Below are 20,714 nucleotides of genomic sequence, written 5' to 3'. Positions count from 1 at the left end.
GATGACAGAGCATGCCTCCCCAGAGCACTCCGCCCGAGAGCACCGGGCGATCGAGGCAGCCGAACGGGCGGCCGCGATCATGGCGGGCGCGGGCATGCCGCGGATGCCGGCGCGCATGATGATGGCACTCGTGGCGGCACCCGACGACGGATACACGGCCGCCGATCTCGCCGACCGGCTCGGGGTCAGCGCGGCGGCGATCTCCGGGGCCGCGCGCTATCTGCAGCAGGTCCACTTCATCAACCGGCGCACCCTGCCCGGCGAGCGGCGCGAACGGTACTTCCTGATCATGGCCAGCTTCTACCACTCGGTCGCGCAGAACTCCCCCGTCTACGAACGGTCGGCGGATGAGCTTGAGAACATCGCGAAGGAGATGGACGAGGATGCCGCCGCCCGCAGCCGCGCTCTGGAAATCGCGTCGTTCTTCCGCTTCATGGCGAAGCGGATGCCGCTGCTGATCCAGGAGTGGGAGGCCGAGCGGGGCTGAGCCCGGCGCCGCGTACCGGCCAGGCACCCCGCGCCGGGCTCAGGCATCCTGCGAGAATCAGCTGGGCTCGACTGCACCCTCGGCCGCCGCGGTCTCGGCCGGCTCGGCGTCCAGGTCGGCCGCGGCCTGCTCGAACTGCGACTGGTAGAGCCGCCAGTATGCGCCCTCGCGGGCGATGAGCTCGTCGTGCGTGCCCTTCTCGACGATGTCGCCGTGCTCCATCACCAGGATCAGGTCGGCGTCGCGGATCGTCGACAGCCGGTGCGCGATCACGAACGACGTGCGCCCGGCACGCAGCGCGGCCATGGCGTGCTGCAGCAGCAGTTCGGTGCGAGTGTCGACCGAGCTGGTCGCCTCATCGAGGATCAGCACCGACGGCTGCGCCACGAATGCACGGGCGATCGTGATCAGCTGCTTCTCACCGGCCGACACGTTCGAGGCGTCCTCGTCGAGCATGGTGTCGTAGCCGTCGGGCAGCGAGTGCACGAACCGGTCCACTCGCGTCGCGGTCGCGGCATCCACGATCTCCTCGTCGGTCGCCGACTGCCGCCCGTACCGGATGTTCTCCCGGATCGTGCCGGCGAACAGCCACGGGTCCTGCAGCACCATGCCGGTGCGGTTTCGCACGTCGTCGCGGGTGAGCGTCGACGTGTCCTGCCCGTCGAGCAGGATGCGCCCGCCGTCCAGTTCGTAGAACCGCATCAGCAGGTTCACAAGCGTCGTCTTGCCGGCGCCGGTGGGACCCACGATCGCCACGGTCTGCCCGGGCTCGACCCGGAACGACAGGTCGCGGATCAGTGGCTGGGCCGGGTCGTACGAGAACTTCACGTTCTCGAATTCGATGACCCCGCGGCCGGGCACCAGCTCGGGCGCGTCGTCGGCGTCGGCCTGCTGCTCGTCGGCGTCGAGCAGGTCGAACACCCGCTCGGCCGACGCCGTGCCCGACTGCACGACGGCGGCCATGCCGCCCAGCTCCGACAGCGGCTGCGTGAACTGCTGCGAGTACTGGATGAAGGCCTGCACGTCGCCCAGACGCAGGTTGCCCGACGCCACCATGAGGCCGCCCAGCACCGCGATGCCGACGTAGGTCAGGCTGCCGATGAACATCATGCCCGGCATGATGATGCCCGACAGGAACTGCGCTTTGAAGGATGCCTCGAACAGGTCGTCGTTGTCCTTGGCGAACTGCGCGCGCGAGTCCTGCTCCCGGCCGAAGACCTGCACGAGCGCGTGGCCCGAGAAGGATTCCTCGACCCGGGCGTTCAGTCGTCCGACTTTGCGCCACTGCACGCTGAACGCCTTCTGCGACTTCGGTCCGATGACGCCGAAGATCACCGCCATCAGCGGCAGCGAGACCAGGGCCACCAGCGCCAGCTGCCATGAGATCGAGAACATCATGACGAGCACGCCGACCACTGTCAGCACGCTGGTCAGCGCCCCCGACAGCGACTGCTGCATGGTCTGGGTGATGTTGTCGATGTCGTTCGTGACGCGCGAGATCAGCTCGCCGCGCTGCACCTTGTCGAAGTAGGCCAGCGGCAGCCGGTTCAGCTTGGCCTCGACGTGTTCGCGCAGCTGCCACATCGTGCGCACCATGATCACGTTGATGACATAGCCCTGCAGCCAGCTCAGCAGCGCCGAGACGACGTAGATCGCCAGCACCCCGACGATCACCCACCGCAGCCGATCGAAGTCGACGCCCGTGCCGACACGGAAGTCGTCCATGGCCGAGACCATGTTCGCGATGTCGGTCTGGCCGCCCTGGCGCAGTCCTGCCACGACCTGCGCCTGCGTGGCGCCGGCCGGGAAGGACGAGGCCAGCGAGAGCGAGACGACGCCTTCGAAGATGATGTTCGTCGCCTGCCCGAGTACCTTCGGCGCGATCACGGCCAGCACGACGCCGACCGCTCCGGCCAGCGAGACGAGCGAGAAGCCGATCCAGTGGGGCCGCAGCAGTCCCACCATCCGGCCGAAGCTCTTGCCGAAGTTCGCCGCCTTCCCCGGCGCGACGCCGCCGCTCCAGTCGTCGGCGTTCAGTCGCGCTTGTTCGGCGAGCTCTTCTTCGAGGCGCTCCTCCTCGCTCAGCATGTCGGGCGCGCTCATGCCTGCACCCCCAGCTGCGAGTCGACGATCTCTTTGTAGGTGGTGCAGGTGATCAGCAGGTCGTCGTGCGTGCCGACCCCGACGACCCGGCCGTCGTCGAGCACGACGATGCGGTCGGCGTCGGTGATGGTCGACACGCGCTGCGCGACGACGATCTTGGTCACGCCGGGCATGTGCTTCCACAGCGCCTGCCGCAGCCGCGCATCGGTGGACAGGTCCAGCGCCGAGAACGAGTCGTCGAAGACGAGGATGTCGGGCTGATGCACGATCGCGCGCGCGATCGCGAGCCGCTGCCGCTGCCCGCCCGACACGTTGGTGCCGCCCTGCGCGATGCGCGAGGCGAGGCCGCCCTCCTTCTCGGCGACAAAGTCGCGCGCCTGGGCGATCTCCAGCGCCTCCCACAGGTCGGCGTCGGTGGCCTCCTCGCGCCCGAACCGCAGGTTCGAGGCGATCGTACCGGTGAACAGGAACGGGCGCTGCGGCACGAGGCCGATGCCCTTCCACATCACGTCGAGGTCGGCGTCGCGCACATCGACGCCGGCCACGCGCACCGCGCCGGAAGTCACGTCGAACAGACGCGGGATCATCGAGACGAGCGTCGTCTTGCCCGATCCCGTCGACCCGACGATCGCCACGGTCTCCCCCGGCTCGGCACGGAACGACACGTGCTGCAGCACCGGCGCCTCGGCCCCCGGATACGTGAACGTGACATCGTCGAACTCCACCGCGCCGGGGCGGGAGAACTCGCCCACCGGGTCGGCGGGACGCGCCAGCGAGGTGTCGGCATCCAGCACCTCGCCGATGCGCTCCGCGGACACCGCCGCGCGGGGGATCATCATCGTCATGAAGCTGGCCATCAGCACGCCCATGAGGATCTGACCGACGTACTGCATGAAAGCGAACAGCGTGCCGATCTGCACCGAACCGTCGTTGACGGCGATGCCGCCGAACCAGATCACGCCGACCACCGTGACGTTCAGCACGAGCATCGCCATCGGGAACAGCAGGACGAACAGCGATCCGACGTTGCGCCCGACGATCATGATGTCGGTGTTGGCTTCGCGGAACCGGCCCTCTTCGATGCGCTCGCGCACGAACGCGCGCACGACGCGCACACCGGTCAGCTGCTCGCGCAGGATGCGGTTCACGGCGTCGAGCTTGGTCTGGTAGCGGCGGAACAGCGGCACCATGCGGCTGATGACGATGATCGCCACGATCAGCAGGGTCGGCACCGACACGGCGATGAGCCAGCTGAGCCCGACGTTCTGCTGCAGCGCCATGATGACGCCGCCGATCGCCAGCAGCGGCGCAGTCACGAGCATCGTGGCGCCCATCATCGCGAGCATCTGCACCTGCTGCACGTCGTTCGTGTTGCGCGTGATCAGCGATCCCGGCCCGAACGCCGAGATCTCCCGCTCGGAGAAATCGCTCACGCGGTCGTATACGTCGCGACGGATGTCGCGGCCCACCGCCATGGCCGCACGGGCGGCGAAGTAGGTCGCGATGACCGATGCCACGATCTGGCCGAGGGAGATCAGCAGCATGTATGCGCCATGCGACCAGATGAAGGCGGTGTCACCCTTGGCGACGCCCAGGTCGATGATGTCGGCGTTCAGCCGCGGCAGGTAGAGCTGGGCCATCGCCGAGGCGAACTGGAAGGCCAGTACACCCAGCAGCAGCCAGCGGTATTTCTTGAGGTAGCGGATGAGGATCTTCGCAAGCACAAGCGACTCCAGGGGGATCGCGCGAATGCGCGGACCTTCTAGCCTGCCATGGGCCGCCGACACTCCGCTACAGGGAATTCACCAGCGCGTCGAGTGCCGCACGCTGGCCCTTCACCAGGCGCGGGCGCGCTGGTTCCACGCCCATCCATTCGGCGCGGTCTACCTCGGGGAACGCCGCCCGCCGGCCGGAGTGCGGCGGCCACTCCATCTCGAACGTTCCGTATGAGAAAGCGCATGCCGGCAGCCCGGCACCGTCGGCGGCGAAGACCGTGACCTTCTTGCCCGACGAGTACGTCCACATGCCCAGCTCGACGTACGGACCCGCCGGTGGATCGACGCCGAGCTCTTCACGGAACTCGCGGGCCGCGGCATCCATCGCCGTCTCGACCGCGGGATCGAACTCGCCCTTGGGAATCGACCACGCCGCCTCGTCCTTGCGCGCCCAGAACGGACCGCCCATGTGGGCGATCAGCACCTCGAGACCGTCGCCGGTGCGCCGGTGCAGCAGGAGCCCCGCACTGGAGGTCATGCCCGATGGTAACGCGGTGCTGGACGCCCCGTTGACATGGCACTGGGTGCCATCTAACGTTCAGAACGAGTCGTCAGGCGCTGGTCAGGGCGCACCGTGACGTGAGCTGCCGGCTCACACCGCGCCCTGGCGGGCCGTGCCCGCCGGGTGCGGTGTGAGCACGACGACCTCCGTGGGCTCGGTCAGGCGGCCGTTCAGCCCGCCCTGGAGCTCGGCGAGGGCGGCACCCCGGCTGTGTGCATCCAGCGCGGCCTGATCACGCCACTTCTCGATCATGACGAGCCGGTCGGATGTCTCGTTCAGGGCATACAGCTCGCAGCCGTCATCCTCGGCGTGCACGCGCACGATCGCCGCCTCGAGGGCCGCGATCACCTCCGCGCGCTTTTCGGGCTTGGGCCGACTGGTTGCCACGACGATGACGCTCATCTTGATTCTCCCGTTCCTGCGTGATGTTGTATCCAGCGGGCCACCAGGCTCCCACCCCAGTACACCAGCAGTGCCACGACCGTCGAGGTGAGGACGGGGATGCCGACGGTGATGAAATACCCTGCCGCCCATCCGGCCGCCCAGGCGATCAGACCGGGAATCACCCACTGCGGTTCCCGCGCGGGAAGTGTCCCGGTGCGCCGGCTTTCAGTGAGTTCGCCCCGCCACGTGCGCACGAGGAAGTACTCCGCGATCATGATGCCGATGATCGGAGGGAGGAACACGCCTTGGAACGTCAGGAACTCGACGAAGTGTCCCAGGATGCCGAACGCCGACAGCGCGGATCCGAATGCTCCGATGATGAGGGTGACGCCCACGCGGCTGACGCGGCGTCTGGTCAGGACGTTGACGATGTTGACGACGCCCAGACCTCCCGAATACAGGTTCCAGTCGTTGACCTTCACGGTCGCCGCCGCCAGGATGATCGCCCCGAGGATGCCGGAAGTGCCGATGACGATGGCCGCGATGTCCGACGTGCGCAGCGCGAGGGCGAGCAGGATGCCGCTGACGGCGATGACGTACTGGCCGAGCGTGACACCGACCACCGTCTGCTTGACGACGTCGCCGACGCTGCGGTTGAACCGGGTCATGTCGGGGCAGAGCACCGAGGCGATGATGAACCCTCCCGCCACGATCGTCGTCGCCGTCGCCATGCTCAGCCGCGGCCCAGCGGGCTCAGCGGTCAGCAGCGACCCGAGGTCGTGCCGGACGAGCTCTCGCCCGACGGTGAAGACGACCAGGACGATGAAGGCCGGCACGGCCACCGCGGCCGCCCACGCCATGCCCCGGAACCCGACGGCGCAGATCACCGTGACGGCCATGCCGCCCACCAGCGCCCAGGCCCAGGCCGGCATGATCCCGACCGCCTGCGCCATGCCGTCGGCCAGCACGCCGTTCTGCACGCCGAACCAGCCGACCATGCTCACCGCCACCACCAGGCCGATCAGCGCCGAGCCCTTGCGGCCGAATCCCGTCCAGCGCGATACCAGCGAAGTCGACAGCCCCTCGCGGACGCCGATGATCCCGACCAGGATCGTCAGGGTCTCGAGGATCACGGTGCCGATCGTCAACGCAAGGATCGCACCCCCGAACGTCATGCCGAATCCGAGCGTCGCGCCCAGCAGGAACTGCGACACCGTCGACAGCTGCCCGAACCGCTGCAGTGCCACGATCGGCCAGGCAAAGCGGGCACTCGCCGGTACCCTGGTCAGCGCATAGTCGTCGTGCTTCCCTTCAGCGCGCGTCGGAGCGCCGGTGCCCGTAGTGGTCACGAGCGGGGCGCCAGGTCTTGGCGCGCCGCCGTGCCCAGCGCGCGTTCGAAGCCATCGGGAACGTAGAAGTCGTCGTGCGAGAGCTCGTGGATGGAGCCGTGCCCGAGGCCGAGGACGGCCGAGTCCAAGCCCATCCGCAGCAGATCCAACACGTTCTCGACGCCCTTCTGCCCGTTCGCCGCCAGTCCCCATAGGTAGGCCCGACCGATCATCACGGCCCGAGCCCCCAGAGCCAGCGCCTTCGCGACGTCGCCGCCACGACGGACACCGCCGTCGAGCAGCACCTCGATCTGTTCTCCGACCGCCTCGGCCACGGCTGGCAGGCACCGGATCGTCGCCGGCGTGGTGTCGAGGTTGTTGCCCCCGTGGTTGGACACGCTGATCGCGTCGACCCCGGCATCCACCGCTCGCTTCGCGTCGTCGACCCGCGTCACCCCCTTGAGGAGGAATGGCCCGCCCCATTGCTCGCGCAACCACGCCACGTCCTCCCAGGTCGGCGGCGGCGTCTGCTGCCACTCACCGTACGCTTCGAAGAACGTCGGAGCCGGTCCACCGATCGCTGGCGCCAGGTTCGGCACCTGCAGGTCCGGCAGCATCCCGTGGGACACGTAGCTCCACAGCCATTTCGGACGGATCACGGCCTGGGGTGCGAACTCGACCATCGCCTTCAGGTTCAGCCGGTCGGGGATGACGGGGCTGCCCCAGTCGCGGCCGATCGAGAACGACCAGTCGAGGGTCGCGATCAGCGCTTTGGCGCCGGCCGCGCGCGCGCGGTCGATGCGCTGAATGATCGTCTCCCTCGAGCCCGTCCAATACAGCTGGAAGAACGTGTTCGGGTTCGCTGCGACCACGTCCTCCACAGGCTTGCTCGCGAACGAGCTCAGCCCCATGATGGTGCCGCGCTTGGCGGCCGCGCGCGCCACGGCGACCTCGCCGTCCGGGTGCACCGCCTGCACGCCGGTCGGCGAGATCAGCACCGGCATCGAGATCGGAATGCCGAGGACGGTCGTGGACAGGTCGCGCTGAGGCGCATGGCCGGCCACGTGCGGAGCGAATTCGATCTCGGCGAACGCATCCGTGTTGTCCTGTGGGGTGTGGCCGCGCTCGGACCCGGCGATCAGCGCCGCATAGACCGACGGCGGCAGACGTCGCTTGGCCCTTCGCTGTGCCTCCAGCACCGTTTCGAACCAGGGGTTCTGCGTCCACATCGTCGTGCTCCTTCTGCCTGCGGGGTCGGGGGTGCGCCCGCTGTCAGTACTGGGTCATACCGCCGTCGATGGCCAGGGCATGGCCGGTCACCCACGCCGACTCGTCCGAGGCGAGCCACAACACGGCGTTGGAGATCTCGCGCGGTTCCATGACCCCGGGGATCCACTGCGTCATCATGCCCAGCAGGTTCGGGTTGTCGTCCTTCAGCGTGTCGAAGTCGGGCATCAGCCCCTGGGCCATGGGCGTGTCCACGCCGCCCGGGTGCACGCTGTTCACGCGCACGTGGTCCTTGGCCAGCTCCATCGCGAACGACTTCGTCACACCGGTGACCCCATACTTGGACATGTTGTAGGCGAGGTTGAAGGGACCGGCCTTCAGCCCGTTGGCCGAGCTGGTGAGGATGATCGAGCCTCCGCCGCCGTCGATGAGGTGGTGGGCCGTGGCCATCACGGTGTTCCAGACTCCGATGAGGTTCGTGTCGATGATCGTGCGCACAATCTCGGGCGTGAACTGGTGCCACGGCATCATGATGTCGATGCCGGCGTTGCCCGCGACGATGTCGAGCCGGCCGAGCTGGGCGACGCCGCGGTCGACGACGCCCTTCAGCGCCTCCAGATCGCGCACGTCAGCGATCTCTGCCACGATGCGCCGGTCGAGAGCTTCGACCTGGCGCACGGTCTCATCGAGGTCCTCCTTGGTCGCGGGAGCGTACACGACTCCCTCGACGGGTGCGGCGATGTCGACGGCGATGATGTCGGCACCCTCCTCCGCCAGCCGCAGCGCATGCGCACGTCCCTGTCCTCGGGCCGCACCGGTGATGAATGCGACCTTGCCTTCCACCCGACCTGCCATGGTTCCGTCCTCCTTGATGACCATCTGCCGAGAGACTTCTCGTGGCCCTCACTGTATGTGGCACTCAGTGCCACGTCAAGAGGCTTTTCCGGTCATCCCCGGCACAGGTCGGAGCGCACGCGCGCCAGCGATGCCGCATCGCCCCCGGCCGCCGCCAGGGTCAGCAGCGCCGCACCGACGACGGGACGCACGTCGGGCACGAAGGGGCGCGCCCAGGGCGCCTGCTCGGCGAGCCGTGCGCGGATGCCGTCGGTCAGTCGCGGACCGCCGCCGGTGATCAGGCCGCCGCCCAGCACGACCGGAACGGCAGCGCCATCCAGCCCGAGGCGGCGCAGCACCGTCGTGGCGAGCACGACCACCTCCTCGGCCTGCCGGTCCACCAGGGACTGCGCGATGGCATCTCCGCCCGCCGCGGCCGCCAGGACCGCCGGGGCCAGGCGGCGCAGCTCGGCATGCGCCACGCGCCCGGAATCCAGCGCCGTGAAGACATCCGTGACGTCGTCCACCCCGAATGCCTGCGGGATCACGATGCGCAGGCTCGTGTCCGGCCCACGCCCGTCCTGTGCCCGGGCCGCGTGCCATAGCGCCTGCTGTCCCAGTTCCCAGCCACCGCCCCAGTCGCCGCTGATGGTGCCCAGTGCGGGGAAGCGCACCGAGGCATGGCCGGCGCGGATACCGATCGCATTGATCCCGGTGCCGCAGACGACGGCGACCGCGTCGGCGGCATCCGTGCCGGCGCGCAGCATCGCGGGCATGTCGTTGTCGAGGGCGAGCGTGCACTCATGCGCAGCCGACGCTCCCGCCGGCAGCTGGGCCAGCGCGCCGGTGAGGTGGGTGCGCAGCGCATCCACATCGCGCGGGAGGTTCAGTCCCGAGACGAAGGCGTGCACGGGAATGGCCGTCGTCCCGCCGACTGCCGTTCCCACCGGCTTGGCCGGCGGTGCCGCCACGTGTGCGGCCCTGACCGTCTCACCGATGAGCCGGGCCAGCACCTCCGCTGCCGCTTCTGCACCGGCCACCCGCGGATTCGACCCGGGCCCGGATGCCTGCGCGAGCACATCACCGTCGACGGTCAGGGCGACGGCATCCGTCTTCTCGCCACCGCCGTCGATGGCCACCAGGATGCGCCCGCCGCCGCCATCGACCATCACGCCTCCCCTCGGTCACGGAATACGTCGCCCAGTGCGGGCGCGACCTCACGATACCCGCGCACGATGCGCAGCACCCCGTGTCCCCGGGCTGCCAGTCCCCGTCCGAGATCCACGTCGCTCTCGCCGCTGACGTCGACCAGCACGTCCAGCCGCGGCAACGCCGCCGCGGCCGTGCGGGGGTCCGGGCCGGCGTTGTGCACGCAGTCCGAGAACAGCACGGCCCTGGCATCCCGCGTCGGCACGTTCGCGAGCATGCCCGCGGCCAACCGCAGCGGGAACTCGATGTTGGTCAGGCCCCGAGCCGGGATCGCCATGACGCGGTCAAGCAGCAGCTGCGGATCGAGACGCTGACCGAATTCGGCCAGCACCGCGGCATCCGACCAGAAGGCGATGACGGCGAGTCGATCGCGGGCCAGCTCGCCCGCGAGCGCTCCCACCAGCGCCGCCGAGGTCATGATGCGCTCGCCGCGGAACGACCCCGACACGTCGATGATGAGCACGACCGAGCGGGTCGCGTGCGTGCGGTCGCGCACGATGATGTCGTCGTCTTCGGGGCGCGGGTTCTCGGCAAGGGCTTCGAGCGTCGCATCGATGTCGATGTCGTCGGCGCCGCCTTGGTACGGAAGGCTCGCCAGCGCACCGGCGCCCCGGCGGGTGCGCCGACTGCGGCTGGGCCGCGGCACCGAGAGCGCACGGGCGATCTGCCGTGCGCGGCGACGTGCCTCGGGCGCGACCGATTGCTGCTGCTCGAGCTGCTCCTGCTGCGCCGGATCGTCGGTGCAGCCCGTGACGACGGCGGCGGGCGCGTGGCGGCGCCCCTTCCCGCCCGCCGTCCGGTCGTGGGCGCGCAGGATCAGGCCGCCGGCACCCGCCTGCGCCTCGAACACGCTCGGCTCGTCGGTCAGCTCCTTCGGCTTCGGGCGCACGCGATGGGCGGACGCCGCATTGCGACGCCGAACGACCGGCCCATCGGCCGGGACCTCTCTTGAGGTCGGCCCCCGCGCGATGGCCGGCTCGAGGACGAACCGGTCTTCCCAGATCTCGCGCAGCACCTCCTCCGGGGTGGCCTCGGTCGTGTCGTCGAGTCGGATGCGGCCGGACAGTGCCACCAGCATGGCGTCGAACACGAGCTCGGCGTACCCGTCGGCGTCAGCGGTGGCCACCCCGCGCATGGCGGCGAGTTCGCCGGCGATGCGCGCGAGGTCGATCGCGCCGCGGACGCTGCTGCCCTGCCGAATCAGCTCGTGTGCACGGGTCGCGCGCGTGAGGGCGACGGCATCCGAGATCAGCCGCTGCGCGATCGGGGCGGGCAGCGGCGCGCGCAGCGCGACGATCTGCTCTTCCGCTGCCGCATCCTGGTACCCCACGACGATCCGATTGAACCGGTCGCGCACACTCATCGACAGCCGGGTCGTGCCCACGTTGTCGAAGGGGTTCATCGAAGCGACGACCCGGAACGTGTCGGCCGCGTCGATCACGCCCACCCGCGGTACGGCGATCGACCGGTCGGCCATCGCGGCCAGCAGGGTGTTCAGCGTGTCTTCGGGCGCCCGGTTCAGCTCCTCGATGTAGAGGAACCCGCCCTCGCGCATCGCGCGCACCAGCGGCCCCGGCACGAAGGTGTCGGCGCTGTAGTCCTCACGGAGCACCCGCGCCGGACTGTGGTGGCCGACGAGCTTGGCCGGGGTGAGATCGGCATTGCCCTCGACGAACAGCAGCGGGATGCCCCACTCGGCCGTGATGGCGCCGAGCATGGTCGTCTTGCTCGTGCCCGGCGGGCCTTCCAGCACGAGGTCCCGGCCGGCGGCGACGGCTGCGAGGGCGAGCTCGAGCTCCCGGTGACGGCCGACGACATGCGCACGGATGCGGGCCTGCACGGCTGCGCTGTCTGCCGCCGTCGGCGCGACCGACGCCGCCGGCTCCGGAGGGCCCATCATGGGCGGACCGTCGTCCGTCGCGTCCTCCGTGTCGTCGGTCACTCTGCCCGACCTCTCCGGTGCGACATCGCCTGCGCTCACTTGACGGTGTATCCCGCGTCGACCTTCAGCTCGGTACCGGTGACGTACCGAGCCTCATCCGACGCCAGGAAAAGCACCGCGTTCGAGATGTCGATCGCCTCGACCCACGGCACGGGCAGCGCGTTGGTGGTCTGGAACACTTTCGCGGCCTGCTCCTGCGTCGGATGCGCTTCGTCGGGCAGGAACAGTCGCCAGGCCGCCTCGTTCAGGATCATCGGCGTCGCCACGCCGGTCGGGTGAACGGTGTTGACCCGGACGCTGTACGGCGCGAGCTCGACGGCCAGGGTGCGCATGATCCCGACGACGGCGTGCTTCGCCGCCGTGTACGCGGCCACGTTCGGCGTGCCCTTCAGTCCGGCCGTAGAGCTGGTCAGGATGATCGACCCGCCCGTGCCCTGGTCGATCAGATGTGGGATCACGGCCTTCGCCGTGTGCCAGACGCCGGTCTGGTTGATGTCGATGACGTCCTGCCAGTCGGAGTCCGTGACGTCCTGGGTCTTGTCACCGAAGGCGAAGACGCCGGCGTTGGCCGACACGATGTCGACGTGTCCGAGCTGGGCGACACCGTCATCGACTGCGGCCTTGAGCGCATCGTAGTCGCGCACGTCGGCCTTCGTGGCGATGATGCGTCGGTCCAGCGCCTCGACCTGACGCACGGTCTCGGCCATGTCTTCGGCGGTGGCGCCGTCGTAGTAGCGGGCGATGCTGGGCACCGTCTCGCACAGGTCGATGCCGATGATGTCGGCGCCCTCCTGCGCCAGCCGCACGGCGTGGCTGCGCCCCTGCCCGCGGGCGATGCCCGTGATGAATGCGACTTTGCCTTCGACTCTTCCGGTCATGATGATTCCCTTCTCTCAGGCGGCCGGCAGGTGCCCGCCGCCTCTGTGTGTCAGAGCTGCCCGCCGGCGCTGACGACGTGCGTCGTGCCGGTGACGAAGCGACCGTCGTCACTGACGAGGTAGAGGATCGCGTTGGAGATATCGACCGGATCCAGCCCCGCCGTGGGCAGCTTGTTCAGCGTGCGGGCCGCGACCTCGTAGTCCTCGCGCGTCGGGTGCTCCAGGTCGGGGCGGAACAGCTTGTACGTCGGCTCGTTGAGCACCATGTCGGTGTTCACCGTCGTCGGGTGCACGGTGTTCACGCGGATGCGGTGCGGCGCGAGCTCCAGTGCGAGCACCTGCCCGGACTTGGCGGCCGTGTAGTGTGCGATGTTCGCGTTGGCCTTCATCGCCGCAAGCGAAGAGGTGATGACGACGGCGCCGCCGCGGTCTCCCGCGATGATGTGCGGCACGGTCGCGCGGATCGTTTTGAACTGTCCGCTGAGGTTGATGTCGATCATCGTGTCCCACACCTCGTCCGGCATGTCGACGGTGCTGTGCATCGTCGAGATGCCGGCGTTGGCCAGCACGATGTCGAGGCGGCCGAGCTGGGCGACGCCGTCATCCGCTGCCTGCTTCAGCGCCGCACCGTCCCGGATGTCGACTTCGGTGGCGATGATGCGCCGGTCCAGCGATTCGACTTGGCGCACCGTCTCGGCGAGGTCCTCCGGCGTCGCCGTCGCGTAAGGCACCGTCTCGACCTGTCGGCAGATATCCACCCCGATGATGTCGGCGCCTTCCTGCGCCAACCGCACCGCGTGGCTGCGCCCCTGCCCACGCGCGATCCCTGTGATGAAGGCGACCTTGCCTTCGAGCTTGCCGGCCATCATTACCTCCTGTCGAGGCGGCGGACGAGCACGCAATGACATCGGCGCGGGTGCCGACTGTCGTCATCCGCCGCGGCTTGTGAGCCCCACTACATGTGGCACTCAGTGTCACTTCAAGGGGTTCAGGCATTGCTGCCGACGTGATCCGGGTTGTGCCGGTGCGCCATCGGGGCCCGCGCTCCGGGTGCGGGAGAATGGGCGGCATGCCCGAGAGCCCTGTCGACAGTCGCCGCGTCACCAGCGTGGCCGAGTTGTCGCGAGTGGGGCTCGAGCTCTTCCTGCAGAACGGCTTCGAGGGGACGACGGTCGAAGACATCGCCACGGCAGCCGGCATCAGCAGGCGCACGTTCTTCCGGTACTTCGCCTCGAAGAACGACGTTCCCTGGGGGGATTTCGACGTGCTCGTCGATCGCCTGCGCACACACCTGCGCGCCACACCTGCCGGCGTGTCGACGATCGCGGCGCTGCACGCCGCCATCGTCGATTTCAATGACTACCCGAAAGCAGAGCAGGATCGCCACCGTCAGCGCATGGACCTGCTGCTGAACGTTCCGGTCCTCGTGGCCCACTCCACCCTGCGGTACGCCTCGTGGCGGCAGGCGATCGCCGAGTTCATCGCCGCTCGCTCGGGCACGAGCGTAGCTGCGCTGCGTCCGCATGTCGTGTCATGGGCATACCAGGCGGCCTCCATCGCGTCGTACGAGGTATGGCTGCGTCAGCCCCGCGTCGAACTGACGGCGGTGCTCGACGAGGCTCTGACCACGCTCGAGCAGGAGTTCCGCCGGCCGGCGTGAGCACGCAGCGGCATCCCACCCGCCTCGGTGCGGGACCACACGGAGTAGTACGCGCAACCGCGGGACTGAGCGTGGCGGATGCCTCTCTCCTGCCGGCGGCACCGCGGCGCGGGCCCGCGGCATCCGTCGCCCTGGTCGGGCTGCTGGTGGCGCGGGCGCTCACCGCGCAGGGCGCGTGAACGTGATCAGATCGGTGCGCGAACGCGGCAGCTCGACTCCGCGCAGGTCCGGCAGCACGCTCGCCGGGCTGCGGGCCCGCCACGCGCCCAGCCACCAGCCGAAGCCGAACGCGACGTCATCGAGCCGGCGCCCGACGAAGTAGCGGGGCAGGTCGAGATCGGCACGGTTGCGGCGGCGGAACACGACGGCGTCGACTACTGCGGCCACCGCGACGGCGCGCCGCACCCGGCGAGAGAACACCGCGGCCACCGCCGCGGCGGGCCACCACTGGCGCACCAGCAGCGAGCAGACGTGCAGCCCCAACAGCTGCAGATGCCCCCACGCCGACCGGGCCGCCACCGCTGTGGCCTCGGGCACCGGCGCACCGCGCACGGCGCCCGCATGGCGCAGTCTGCGCACCGTGCGCACGGCGCTCAGCGCCGCCAGGCCACCGATCACCGGCACCGACCAGCGTCGCTGTGCGAGAGCCGCGGCGATAAGGCCCAGGTCGGTGGCAGTGAGCAGTGACGGCACGACGTAATACGGGAATCGGGCGTTCAGCGGTTCCGCCGAGGACGCGTAGAACACCTTGCGGCGGAACCATTTGCCCAGCGTCGCGCGATGGTCGTGTCGCACCGTGACCGTCGGGTCGAACCGAGTGCGCCAGCCGTCCAGCCCCAGCCGGAACACGATGTCGACGTCTTCGCCGACCTGCATGCTCTCGTCGAACCCGTCCCGGATGACCGCCGTGCGGTTGATCGTGACGGTTCCCGGCGCCCACGGCGCCGCCGACCCGGCATGCACGAACGACGGCAGCTCGCCGAGGTCGAGCGAAGACCGGGAGTTCTCGTATCTGCCCAGCCACGTCGTGCGGTCGCCTTCGAACAAGCCGATCACCCGCGGCAGCGCCACGCCGACCGCAGGGTCGGCGAAGTGCCGGGCCAGCATCAGCAGCGCGTCGGGCTCGGCCACGACATCCGAGTCGACGAACGCGACCAGCCCCGTGGTCACCTCGCGCAGCCCCGCGTTGCGGGCACCGCCCGGCCCGATGTTCTCCGGAAGCAGCACGACCCGGCACCCGTGCGCCTGGGTGATGTCCTTCGTGGCGGCCGGGTCGTCCGACCCGTCGTCGACCACGATGGTGTGCAGCCGACCGCCGAGTGAATCCAACAGCCGGGTCAGTTCCCGGGGCCGATCCTTGACCGGGATGACGACCGTGATGTCGTCGGAATCGGCCAGCGGCAGCTCCGCCACGACGGGGTGGGCCAGCCCGGCATCCATCAGGTCGCGCACCAGCTGCGCGGTCTCGGGGCCGTCCACCGTCATGCGACGACCGTGCAGCAGCGCGCGGCCGCGATCGGCGAGCAGCCCGATGATCTCGGGGAACGAGCACACCAGCGTGCCCCCGTCGTCGCCGACGGTCACGTTCGGCGCCAGCTCGACGACGAATCCGTCGGGCAGGCGGCGGCGCTGCGGATCGCCGTCGAACAGCTGGGGGCTGCGCTTGTCACGCGCCTTCTGCGTTCCTGCTCGCGACACCCGTACGCTCACGTGCTGCGGCCTCCTTCGTCGTCGCCTGCCCGCTCCGGGCTTCCGGTGCTCAGATTATCGGGTCCCACGTCGCCGACGGTCCCACCGGAAACCGCTCAGGGCCGCGTCTTGGGCGAGACGTCGTAGGTCTTCTGGCCATCGCGCTCGACCACGTCGCCCAGGGCCGCATCGATCGCGGTCAGCACGGCGGGCTCGAGCGTCACGCCCGAGGCGGCCACGTTGGACGCGACCTGCTCGGGGCGGGATGCCCCCACCAGCGCCGAGGCGACGTTCGGGTTCTGCAGCACCCACGCGATGGCCAGCTGCGGCATCGTCAGGCCGCACTCGTCGGCGATCGGCTTCAGCTTCTGCACCGCCGTCAGCACGTCCTCGCGCAGCAGTCGCTCGATGAAGTGCGCCCCGCTCTTGGAGTCGGTGGCGCGCGATCCTTCGGGCACCGGCTGGCCGGGCAGGTACTTGCCGCTGAGCACGCCCTGCGCCATCGGCGACCAGACCACCTGTGACAGTCCGAGCTCTTGACTGGCCGGCACGACCTTCGCTTCGATGACCCGCCACAGCATCGAGTACTGCGGCTGGTTCGAGACGAACGGCACGTGCAGTTCTTTCGCCAGCGCGGCGGCATCGCGCAGCTGCTCGGCGGTCCACTCGCTCACGCCGATGTAGAGCGCCTTGCCCTGCCGCACGACGTCGGCGAAGGCCTGCATGGTCTCTTCCAGCGGCGTCTCGTAGTCGTAGCGGTGCGCCTGATACAGGTCGACGTAGTCGACGCCCAGGCGCTGCAACGAACCGTTGATCCCCTCCAGGATGTGCTTGCGGCTCAGCCCGCCGTCATTGGGGCCCTTCGGCCCGATCGGCCAATACACCTTGGTGAACAGCTCGAGGCCCTCGCGGCGCTGACCGGCCAGCGCCTTGCCCAGCACGACCTCGGCGGCCGTGTTGGCGTAGGTGTCGGCGGTGTCGAACGTCGTGATCCCGGCATCCAGCGCCGCATGCACCGTGGCGATCGCGGCCGAGTCCCCCACCTGAGAGCCGTGCGTGACCCAGTTGCCGTAGGTGATCTCCGAGACCTTGAGACCACTGTTTCCGAGATAGCGATATTCGACCATCCCTCCACGCTACCCGCCCGCAGGCGGCCGACGGTACGGTGGGAATCCCAGAAGGAGCAGCCGATGAGACGCACCACCGCGAGCATAAATCCGGCGCTGTCGCACGCGATCGAATCGGCCGGGCACACCGACCTGATCGTGATCGCCGACGCCGGCCTGCCCATTCCGCCCGGCAGCGAGCGCATCGATCTGGCCTACCGGCCGGGCGCCCCCGCGTTCCTGGACGTCCTCGACACCGTGCTGGCCGAACTCGTCGTGGAGCGGGCGACGGTGGCCACCGAGACGGCGCAGCACAGCCCCGGCATCCTGGCCGCCCTGCACGAACGGCTCGATGCGCTCGGCGTGCCGATCGAGCAGGTGCCGCACGAGGAGCTCAAGCGCCTGAGCCGGGCGGCCCGCACGTTCGTGCGCACCGGCGAGTACACGCCGTACGCCAACGTCATCCTGCACGCCGGCGTGCCGTTCTGAGGCTCAGACCTCGGCGGGAGTGGCCTGCGCGGCGTCCTGATCGGCTTCGGTGGCCACCAGCTGGCCGCACGCGCCGTCGATGTCCTTGCCGCGGGTGTCGCGGATCGTGGTCGGGATGCCGTGGGCTTCGAGTCGGCGCACGAATTCATCCTGGGCGGCCCGGGTGGATGCCGTCCACACCGACCCGGGCGTCGGGTTCAGCGGAATCGGGTTGACGTGCACCCAGCCGCGCCCGCGCGCGTTCAGCTTCTCGCCGAGCAGGTCGGCACGCCAGCCGTGGTCGTTCATGTCCTTGATCAGGGCGTATTCGATCGAGACGCGGCGGCCGGTCTTCTCGAAGTACTCCCGCGCGGCATCCAGTGCCTCGTCGACCTTCCAGCGGGAGTTGACCGGGATCATCTCGTCGCGCAGCTCGTCGTCGGGCGCGTGCAGCGACAGCGCGAAGGTGACCGGGATACCCTCGTCGGACAGCTTGCGGATGGCCGGCACCAGCCCCACCGTCGAGATCGTGATGCCGCGCGCGCTCATGCCCAGGCCGTGCTTCTTGTCGACCATGACGCGCACCGCCTGCATGACGCGTGCATAGTTGGCCAGCGGCTCGCCCATGCCCATGAACACGATGTTCGAGACCCGTTCGCCCTCGTGACCGAACTCGCGAGGGTCGCCCAGCTGGCCCTCGGCGATCACCCGGTTGGCGCGCACCACCTGCGCGACGATCTCGGCGGCCGACATGTTGCGGGTCAGCCCCGCCTGGCCGGTCGCGCAGAACGGGCAGTTCATGCCGCAGCCGGCCTGGCTCGACACGCACAGCGTGATGCGGCCCGGGTAGCGCATCAGCACCGACTCGACCAGAGCCCCGCCGTGCAGCTTCCAGAGGAACTTGATGGTGTCGCCGCGGTCGGTCTGCAGCCGGCGCACCTCGGTCAGCAGCGGCGGCAGCATGCCGTGCACGAACTCTTCGCGTCCGGCGGCCGGCAGGTCGGTCATCGCGGCCGGGTCGTGCGTGCCGTGCACGAAATAGTGCTTCTCCAGCTGGGCGGCGCGGAAGCCGGGCATGCCCAGCTCGGTGACCTTCTCCACGCGCTGGGCGGGGCTGAGGTCAGCCAGGTGCACGGGCGGCTTGCCGCGCTTGGGGCTGGCGAACTGCAGCAGCGGCCGGCCCTCGGCATCCTTCTTCTGCGTCCAGCCCTCGGTCTTGGGCCGCACCTGGGTGCGCGTGGGAGTCTCGGGCGTGGCGGTCATGTGTCCAGATTAGGCGAGTCGCCTGCGCGGAGGCTGGTGGGGCGCCGGGTTCACACCAGCAGGTAGAGCGAGCCGACCACGGTCAGCGTGATGATGATCCGGTCGAACAGCCGCTGGCTGATGTGCCCCGCGATCAGCCGGCCGCCGAACGCCGCGGCCACCACGACCGGGATGAGCACCGCGTCGACCAGCAGCCCGGATGGCGTGATCAGGCCGAGTCCGATCGAGAACGGCAGCTTGGTGATGTTGACGATCGCGAAGAACCAGGCCGAAGTGCCCAGGAACGCCTTGACCGGAAAGCGCGCCGCCAGGAAGTACATCGACATCACCGGGCCGGCGGCGTTGGCCACCATCGTGGTGAATCCCGCGAGACTGCCATAGGTGGCTGCCGCGACCCGGTGTGGACCGGCGCCGCCGGGCGCGGGCTCGCGCCGGGCCTGCCGCGCCCGCCGCCAGAGGCTCACCGCCACCACGGTCAGCAGCAGGATCGCGATCATCCGGCGCACCCAGGCATCGGAGGCGAACGCGAGGAACACCGCGCCGCCCACGAGCCCCACGATCACGGCGGGCGCCAGCCGGATCAGGGTGCGGACGTCGGCGTGCCGGCGGTACGCCCACAGCGCGAAGATGTCGCCGACGATCAGCAGCACCAGGATCGTGCCGGTGGACTGCTTGGCCGGCAGCACTGCGGCGAACAGCGCCACGGCCAGCGTCGCGGCCCCCGGCAGCGCCGCCTTGGACAGCCCGATCACGGCCGCCCCGACGGCGAGCGCGAGCCACGCCAGCGCGGTCAGCTCGGGCATGGGTGCGTTCGGATCATGCGTTCACGGTATCGTGCGGCGTCCGCCGTTCATGACGGATGCCGCGCCCCGGCCGCGTGCGAGACCCGTGCCCGCCCTCGGCCGAGCCGAGGTGATACGCCGAAACGAGGATCAAGGCGACCAAATCGGTCCTCGCCTCGGCACATGTCCTCGGCCGAGCCGAGGATGAACCGGGCGGTTCCCTCAATCCAGGAAGATGTCGGGGAACAGCTGGTCGTCGGGCGTGCCGGGCACGGCGGCATAGCCGGACAGGTCGGTGATGCCGGCGGCCGCCAGCACGTCTTCGACGATCAGGCTCTGTCCGGTGACCTCGCGTGCCGGCTGCGTGACCACCTGGTAGGCCGCGTCGGCATAGATCTCGGGGGTGCGGCTGGCCCGCATCATCCGGTCTCCCCCGAGGGCGAACAGCACCGCTGCGGTGGCGATCGTAGTGCGCGGCCACAGCGTGTTGGCGGCGATGCCGTCCTTCGCGAACTCGGCCGCCATGCCCAGGGTCGCCATCGACATGCCGTACTTGGCCAGTGTGTAGCCGGTGTGCGCGCCCAGCCATCTCGGTGACAGGTTCAGCGGCGGCGACAGCGACAGGATGTGCGGGTTCTCGGCATCTCGCAGCACCGGAACGGCCGCCCGCGACAGCATGAACGTGCCGCGCGTGTTGACGTCCTGCATCAGGTCGTACTTCTTTGCCGGCAGGTCGACCGAGCCGGACAGGTCGATGACGCTGGCGTTGTTGATCACGACGTCGATGCCGCCGAACTCGCCGCGGGTGGTCAGCACCGCCCCGGACACGTCGCTGTCGCTGCGCACGTCGCCGACGATCGGCAGCGCCTGACCACCGGCATCCCGGATCTGCGCGGCCGCCGTGTGCACGGTGCCCTCGAGCTTGGGATGCGGGGTGTCGGTCTTGGCCAGCAGCGCGATGTTCGCGCCGTCGCGCGCGGCGCGCAGCGCGATGGCCAGGCCGATGCCGCGACTGCCGCCGGAGATCAGGATGGTCTTGCCGGCCAGGAGCTTCTCGGTCATGCCGTGCCTCCGGTT

Annotated in this window: 19 protein-coding genes; 3 read left to right on the top strand and 16 right to left on the bottom strand. The window is 69.5% G+C overall.

The genetic code is table 11. From position 1 onward, the window contains the following. Position 1 precedes the first annotated feature (1 nt). Positions 2–487, top strand: a complete 486-nt coding sequence (locus ABD705_RS03910; protein ID WP_344780756.1) for a GbsR/MarR family transcriptional regulator — start codon at positions 2–4, stop codon at positions 485–487. 57 nt (positions 488–544) lie between these two features. Here ABD705_RS03910 and ABD705_RS03905 read toward each other — a convergent pair whose 3' ends face one another. The 11 genes from ABD705_RS03905 to ABD705_RS03855 all read right to left on the bottom strand — a co-directional run bounded on the left by ABD705_RS03905 (position 545) and on the right by ABD705_RS03855 (position 13,535). Further along, positions 545–2,590 carry an ABC transporter ATP-binding protein gene (locus ABD705_RS03905; RefSeq protein WP_344780754.1) on the bottom strand — a complete coding sequence of 682 codons (2,046 nt, stop codon included), beginning with the start codon at positions 2,588–2,590 and terminating at the stop codon, positions 545–547. Next, on the bottom strand, positions 2,587–4,314 hold the full coding sequence (locus ABD705_RS03900; RefSeq protein ID WP_344780752.1) for an ABC transporter ATP-binding protein: 1,728 nt from the start codon (positions 4,312–4,314) through the stop codon (positions 2,587–2,589). The genes ABD705_RS03905 and ABD705_RS03900 overlap by 4 nt, the downstream gene beginning before the upstream one ends. A gap of 67 nt (positions 4,315–4,381) precedes the next feature. Continuing rightward, on the bottom strand, positions 4,382–4,843 hold the full coding sequence (locus tag ABD705_RS03895; protein ID WP_344780750.1) for an NUDIX hydrolase: 462 nt from the start codon (positions 4,841–4,843) through the stop codon (positions 4,382–4,384). 114 nt (positions 4,844–4,957) lie between these two features. After that, positions 4,958–5,269 carry a putative quinol monooxygenase gene (locus ABD705_RS03890; protein WP_344780748.1) on the bottom strand — a complete coding sequence of 104 codons (312 nt, stop codon included), beginning with the start codon at positions 5,267–5,269 and terminating at the stop codon, positions 4,958–4,960. Next, positions 5,266–6,600 carry a purine-cytosine permease family protein gene (locus ABD705_RS03885; RefSeq protein WP_344780746.1) on the bottom strand — a complete coding sequence of 445 codons (1,335 nt, stop codon included), beginning with the start codon at positions 6,598–6,600 and terminating at the stop codon, positions 5,266–5,268. The genes ABD705_RS03890 and ABD705_RS03885 overlap by 4 nt, the downstream gene beginning before the upstream one ends. Next, a complete protein-coding gene (gene mftD / locus ABD705_RS03880) occupies positions 6,597–7,808 on the bottom strand; it encodes a pre-mycofactocin synthase MftD (RefSeq protein ID WP_344780744.1) in 1,212 nt (403 codons plus the stop codon). Before mftD ends, ABD705_RS03885 begins: the two co-directional genes overlap by 4 nt. A 43-nt stretch (positions 7,809–7,851) precedes the next feature. Then, positions 7,852–8,661 (bottom strand): mycofactocin-coupled SDR family oxidoreductase, encoded by an 810-nt coding sequence (locus tag ABD705_RS03875; RefSeq protein ID WP_344780742.1) that lies wholly within the window; start codon positions 8,659–8,661, stop codon positions 7,852–7,854. Between the two features lie 92 nt (positions 8,662–8,753). Continuing rightward, positions 8,754–9,809 (bottom strand): N-acetylglucosamine kinase, encoded by a 1,056-nt coding sequence (locus tag ABD705_RS03870; RefSeq protein ID WP_344780740.1) that lies wholly within the window; start codon positions 9,807–9,809, stop codon positions 8,754–8,756. Further along, entirely contained in the window at positions 9,809–11,791 is a 1,983-nt protein-coding gene (locus ABD705_RS03865; protein ID WP_344780737.1) for an AAA family ATPase, read from the bottom strand. The genes ABD705_RS03870 and ABD705_RS03865 overlap by 1 nt, the downstream gene beginning before the upstream one ends. 35 nt (positions 11,792–11,826) lie before the next feature. Beyond that, positions 11,827–12,669, bottom strand: coding sequence for a mycofactocin-coupled SDR family oxidoreductase (locus ABD705_RS03860; protein WP_344780735.1), 843 nt, complete (start codon positions 12,667–12,669; stop codon positions 11,827–11,829). A gap of 50 nt (positions 12,670–12,719) precedes the next feature. Next, positions 12,720–13,535 (bottom strand): mycofactocin-coupled SDR family oxidoreductase, encoded by an 816-nt coding sequence (locus ABD705_RS03855; RefSeq protein WP_344780733.1) that lies wholly within the window; start codon positions 13,533–13,535, stop codon positions 12,720–12,722. Between the two features lie 203 nt (positions 13,536–13,738). On the opposite strand from ABD705_RS03855, the gene mftR reads away from it, so the two are divergent. Continuing rightward, entirely contained in the window at positions 13,739–14,329 is a 591-nt protein-coding gene (mftR, locus tag ABD705_RS03850) for a mycofactocin system transcriptional regulator (protein WP_344780730.1), read from the top strand. Between the two features lie 159 nt (positions 14,330–14,488). Here the strand turns inward: mftR and mftF are convergent, their stop codons facing one another. Together mftF and ABD705_RS03840 are read right to left on the bottom strand one after the other, a co-directional pair. Then, positions 14,489–16,039 carry a mycofactocin biosynthesis glycosyltransferase MftF gene (gene mftF, locus ABD705_RS03845; protein ID WP_344780728.1) on the bottom strand — a complete coding sequence of 517 codons (1,551 nt, stop codon included), beginning with the start codon at positions 16,037–16,039 and terminating at the stop codon, positions 14,489–14,491. A 95-nt stretch (positions 16,040–16,134) separates the two neighbouring features. Then, positions 16,135–17,145 (bottom strand): aldo/keto reductase family protein, encoded by a 1,011-nt coding sequence (locus ABD705_RS03840; RefSeq protein ID WP_344780726.1) that lies wholly within the window; start codon positions 17,143–17,145, stop codon positions 16,135–16,137. A 63-nt stretch (positions 17,146–17,208) separates the two neighbouring features. Here ABD705_RS03840 and rbsD point away from each other — a divergent pair, with 63 nt between their 5' ends. Beyond that, on the top strand, positions 17,209–17,613 hold the full coding sequence (gene rbsD, locus ABD705_RS03835) for a D-ribose pyranase (protein WP_344780724.1): 405 nt from the start codon (positions 17,209–17,211) through the stop codon (positions 17,611–17,613). 3 nt (positions 17,614–17,616) lie between these two features. On the opposite strand, the gene rlmN is transcribed toward rbsD, so the two are convergent. From rlmN to ABD705_RS03820, 3 genes are all read right to left on the bottom strand, one after another. After that, positions 17,617–18,855 carry a dual-specificity RNA methyltransferase RlmN gene (gene rlmN, locus ABD705_RS03830; protein WP_344780722.1) on the bottom strand — a complete coding sequence of 413 codons (1,239 nt, stop codon included), beginning with the start codon at positions 18,853–18,855 and terminating at the stop codon, positions 17,617–17,619. A 50-nt stretch (positions 18,856–18,905) separates the two neighbouring features. After that, positions 18,906–19,658, bottom strand: coding sequence for a sulfite exporter TauE/SafE family protein (locus tag ABD705_RS03825; RefSeq protein WP_344780720.1), 753 nt, complete (start codon positions 19,656–19,658; stop codon positions 18,906–18,908). 201 nt (positions 19,659–19,859) lie between these two features. Next, positions 19,860–20,699, bottom strand: a complete 840-nt coding sequence (locus ABD705_RS03820) for an SDR family oxidoreductase (RefSeq protein WP_344780718.1) — start codon at positions 20,697–20,699, stop codon at positions 19,860–19,862. Positions 20,700–20,714: the final 15 nt, after the last annotated feature.

The sequence above is a fragment of the Microbacterium kribbense genome (genome assembly GCF_039537285.1).
GTDB classification, from domain to species: Bacteria; Actinomycetota; Actinomycetes; order Actinomycetales; family Microbacteriaceae; genus Microbacterium; species Microbacterium kribbense.
The sequence above is the reverse complement of the archived record's forward strand: the minus strand, read 5'-3'. Positions and strand labels throughout refer to the sequence as shown.

Bases quoted from the DNA above. Each gene is read 5' to 3' on its own strand.
- ABD705_RS03910 (WP_344780756.1), top strand. From the start codon at position 2: ATGACAGAGCATGCCTCCCCAGAGCACTCCGCCCGAGAGCACCGGGCG.
- ABD705_RS03905 (WP_344780754.1), bottom strand. From the start codon at position 2,590: ATGAGCGCGCCCGACATGCTGAGCGAGGAGGAGCGCCTCGAAGAAGAG.
- ABD705_RS03895 (WP_344780750.1), bottom strand. From the start codon at position 4,843: ATGACCTCCAGTGCGGGGCTCCTGCTGCACCGGCGCACCGGCGACGGT.
- ABD705_RS03890 (WP_344780748.1), bottom strand. From the start codon at position 5,269: ATGAGCGTCATCGTCGTGGCAACCAGTCGGCCCAAGCCCGAAAAGCGC.
- mftD (WP_344780744.1), bottom strand. From the start codon at position 7,808: ATGTGGACGCAGAACCCCTGGTTCGAAACGGTGCTGGAGGCACAGCGA.
- ABD705_RS03875 (WP_344780742.1), bottom strand. From the start codon at position 8,661: ATGGCAGGTCGGGTGGAAGGCAAGGTCGCATTCATCACCGGTGCGGCC.
- ABD705_RS03870 (WP_344780740.1), bottom strand. From the start codon at position 9,809: ATGGTCGATGGCGGCGGCGGGCGCATCCTGGTGGCCATCGACGGCGGT.
- ABD705_RS03860 (WP_344780735.1), bottom strand. From the start codon at position 12,669: ATGACCGGAAGAGTCGAAGGCAAAGTCGCATTCATCACGGGCATCGCC.
- ABD705_RS03855 (WP_344780733.1), bottom strand. From the start codon at position 13,535: ATGGCCGGCAAGCTCGAAGGCAAGGTCGCCTTCATCACAGGGATCGCG.
- mftR (WP_344780730.1), top strand. From the start codon at position 13,739: ATGCCCGAGAGCCCTGTCGACAGTCGCCGCGTCACCAGCGTGGCCGAG.
- ABD705_RS03840 (WP_344780726.1), bottom strand. From the start codon at position 17,145: ATGGTCGAATATCGCTATCTCGGAAACAGTGGTCTCAAGGTCTCGGAG.
- rbsD (WP_344780724.1), top strand. From the start codon at position 17,209: ATGAGACGCACCACCGCGAGCATAAATCCGGCGCTGTCGCACGCGATC.
- rlmN (WP_344780722.1), bottom strand. From the start codon at position 18,855: ATGACCGCCACGCCCGAGACTCCCACGCGCACCCAGGTGCGGCCCAAG.
- ABD705_RS03825 (WP_344780720.1), bottom strand. From the start codon at position 19,658: ATGCCCGAGCTGACCGCGCTGGCGTGGCTCGCGCTCGCCGTCGGGGCG.
- ABD705_RS03820 (WP_344780718.1), bottom strand. From the start codon at position 20,699: ATGACCGAGAAGCTCCTGGCCGGCAAGACCATCCTGATCTCCGGCGGC.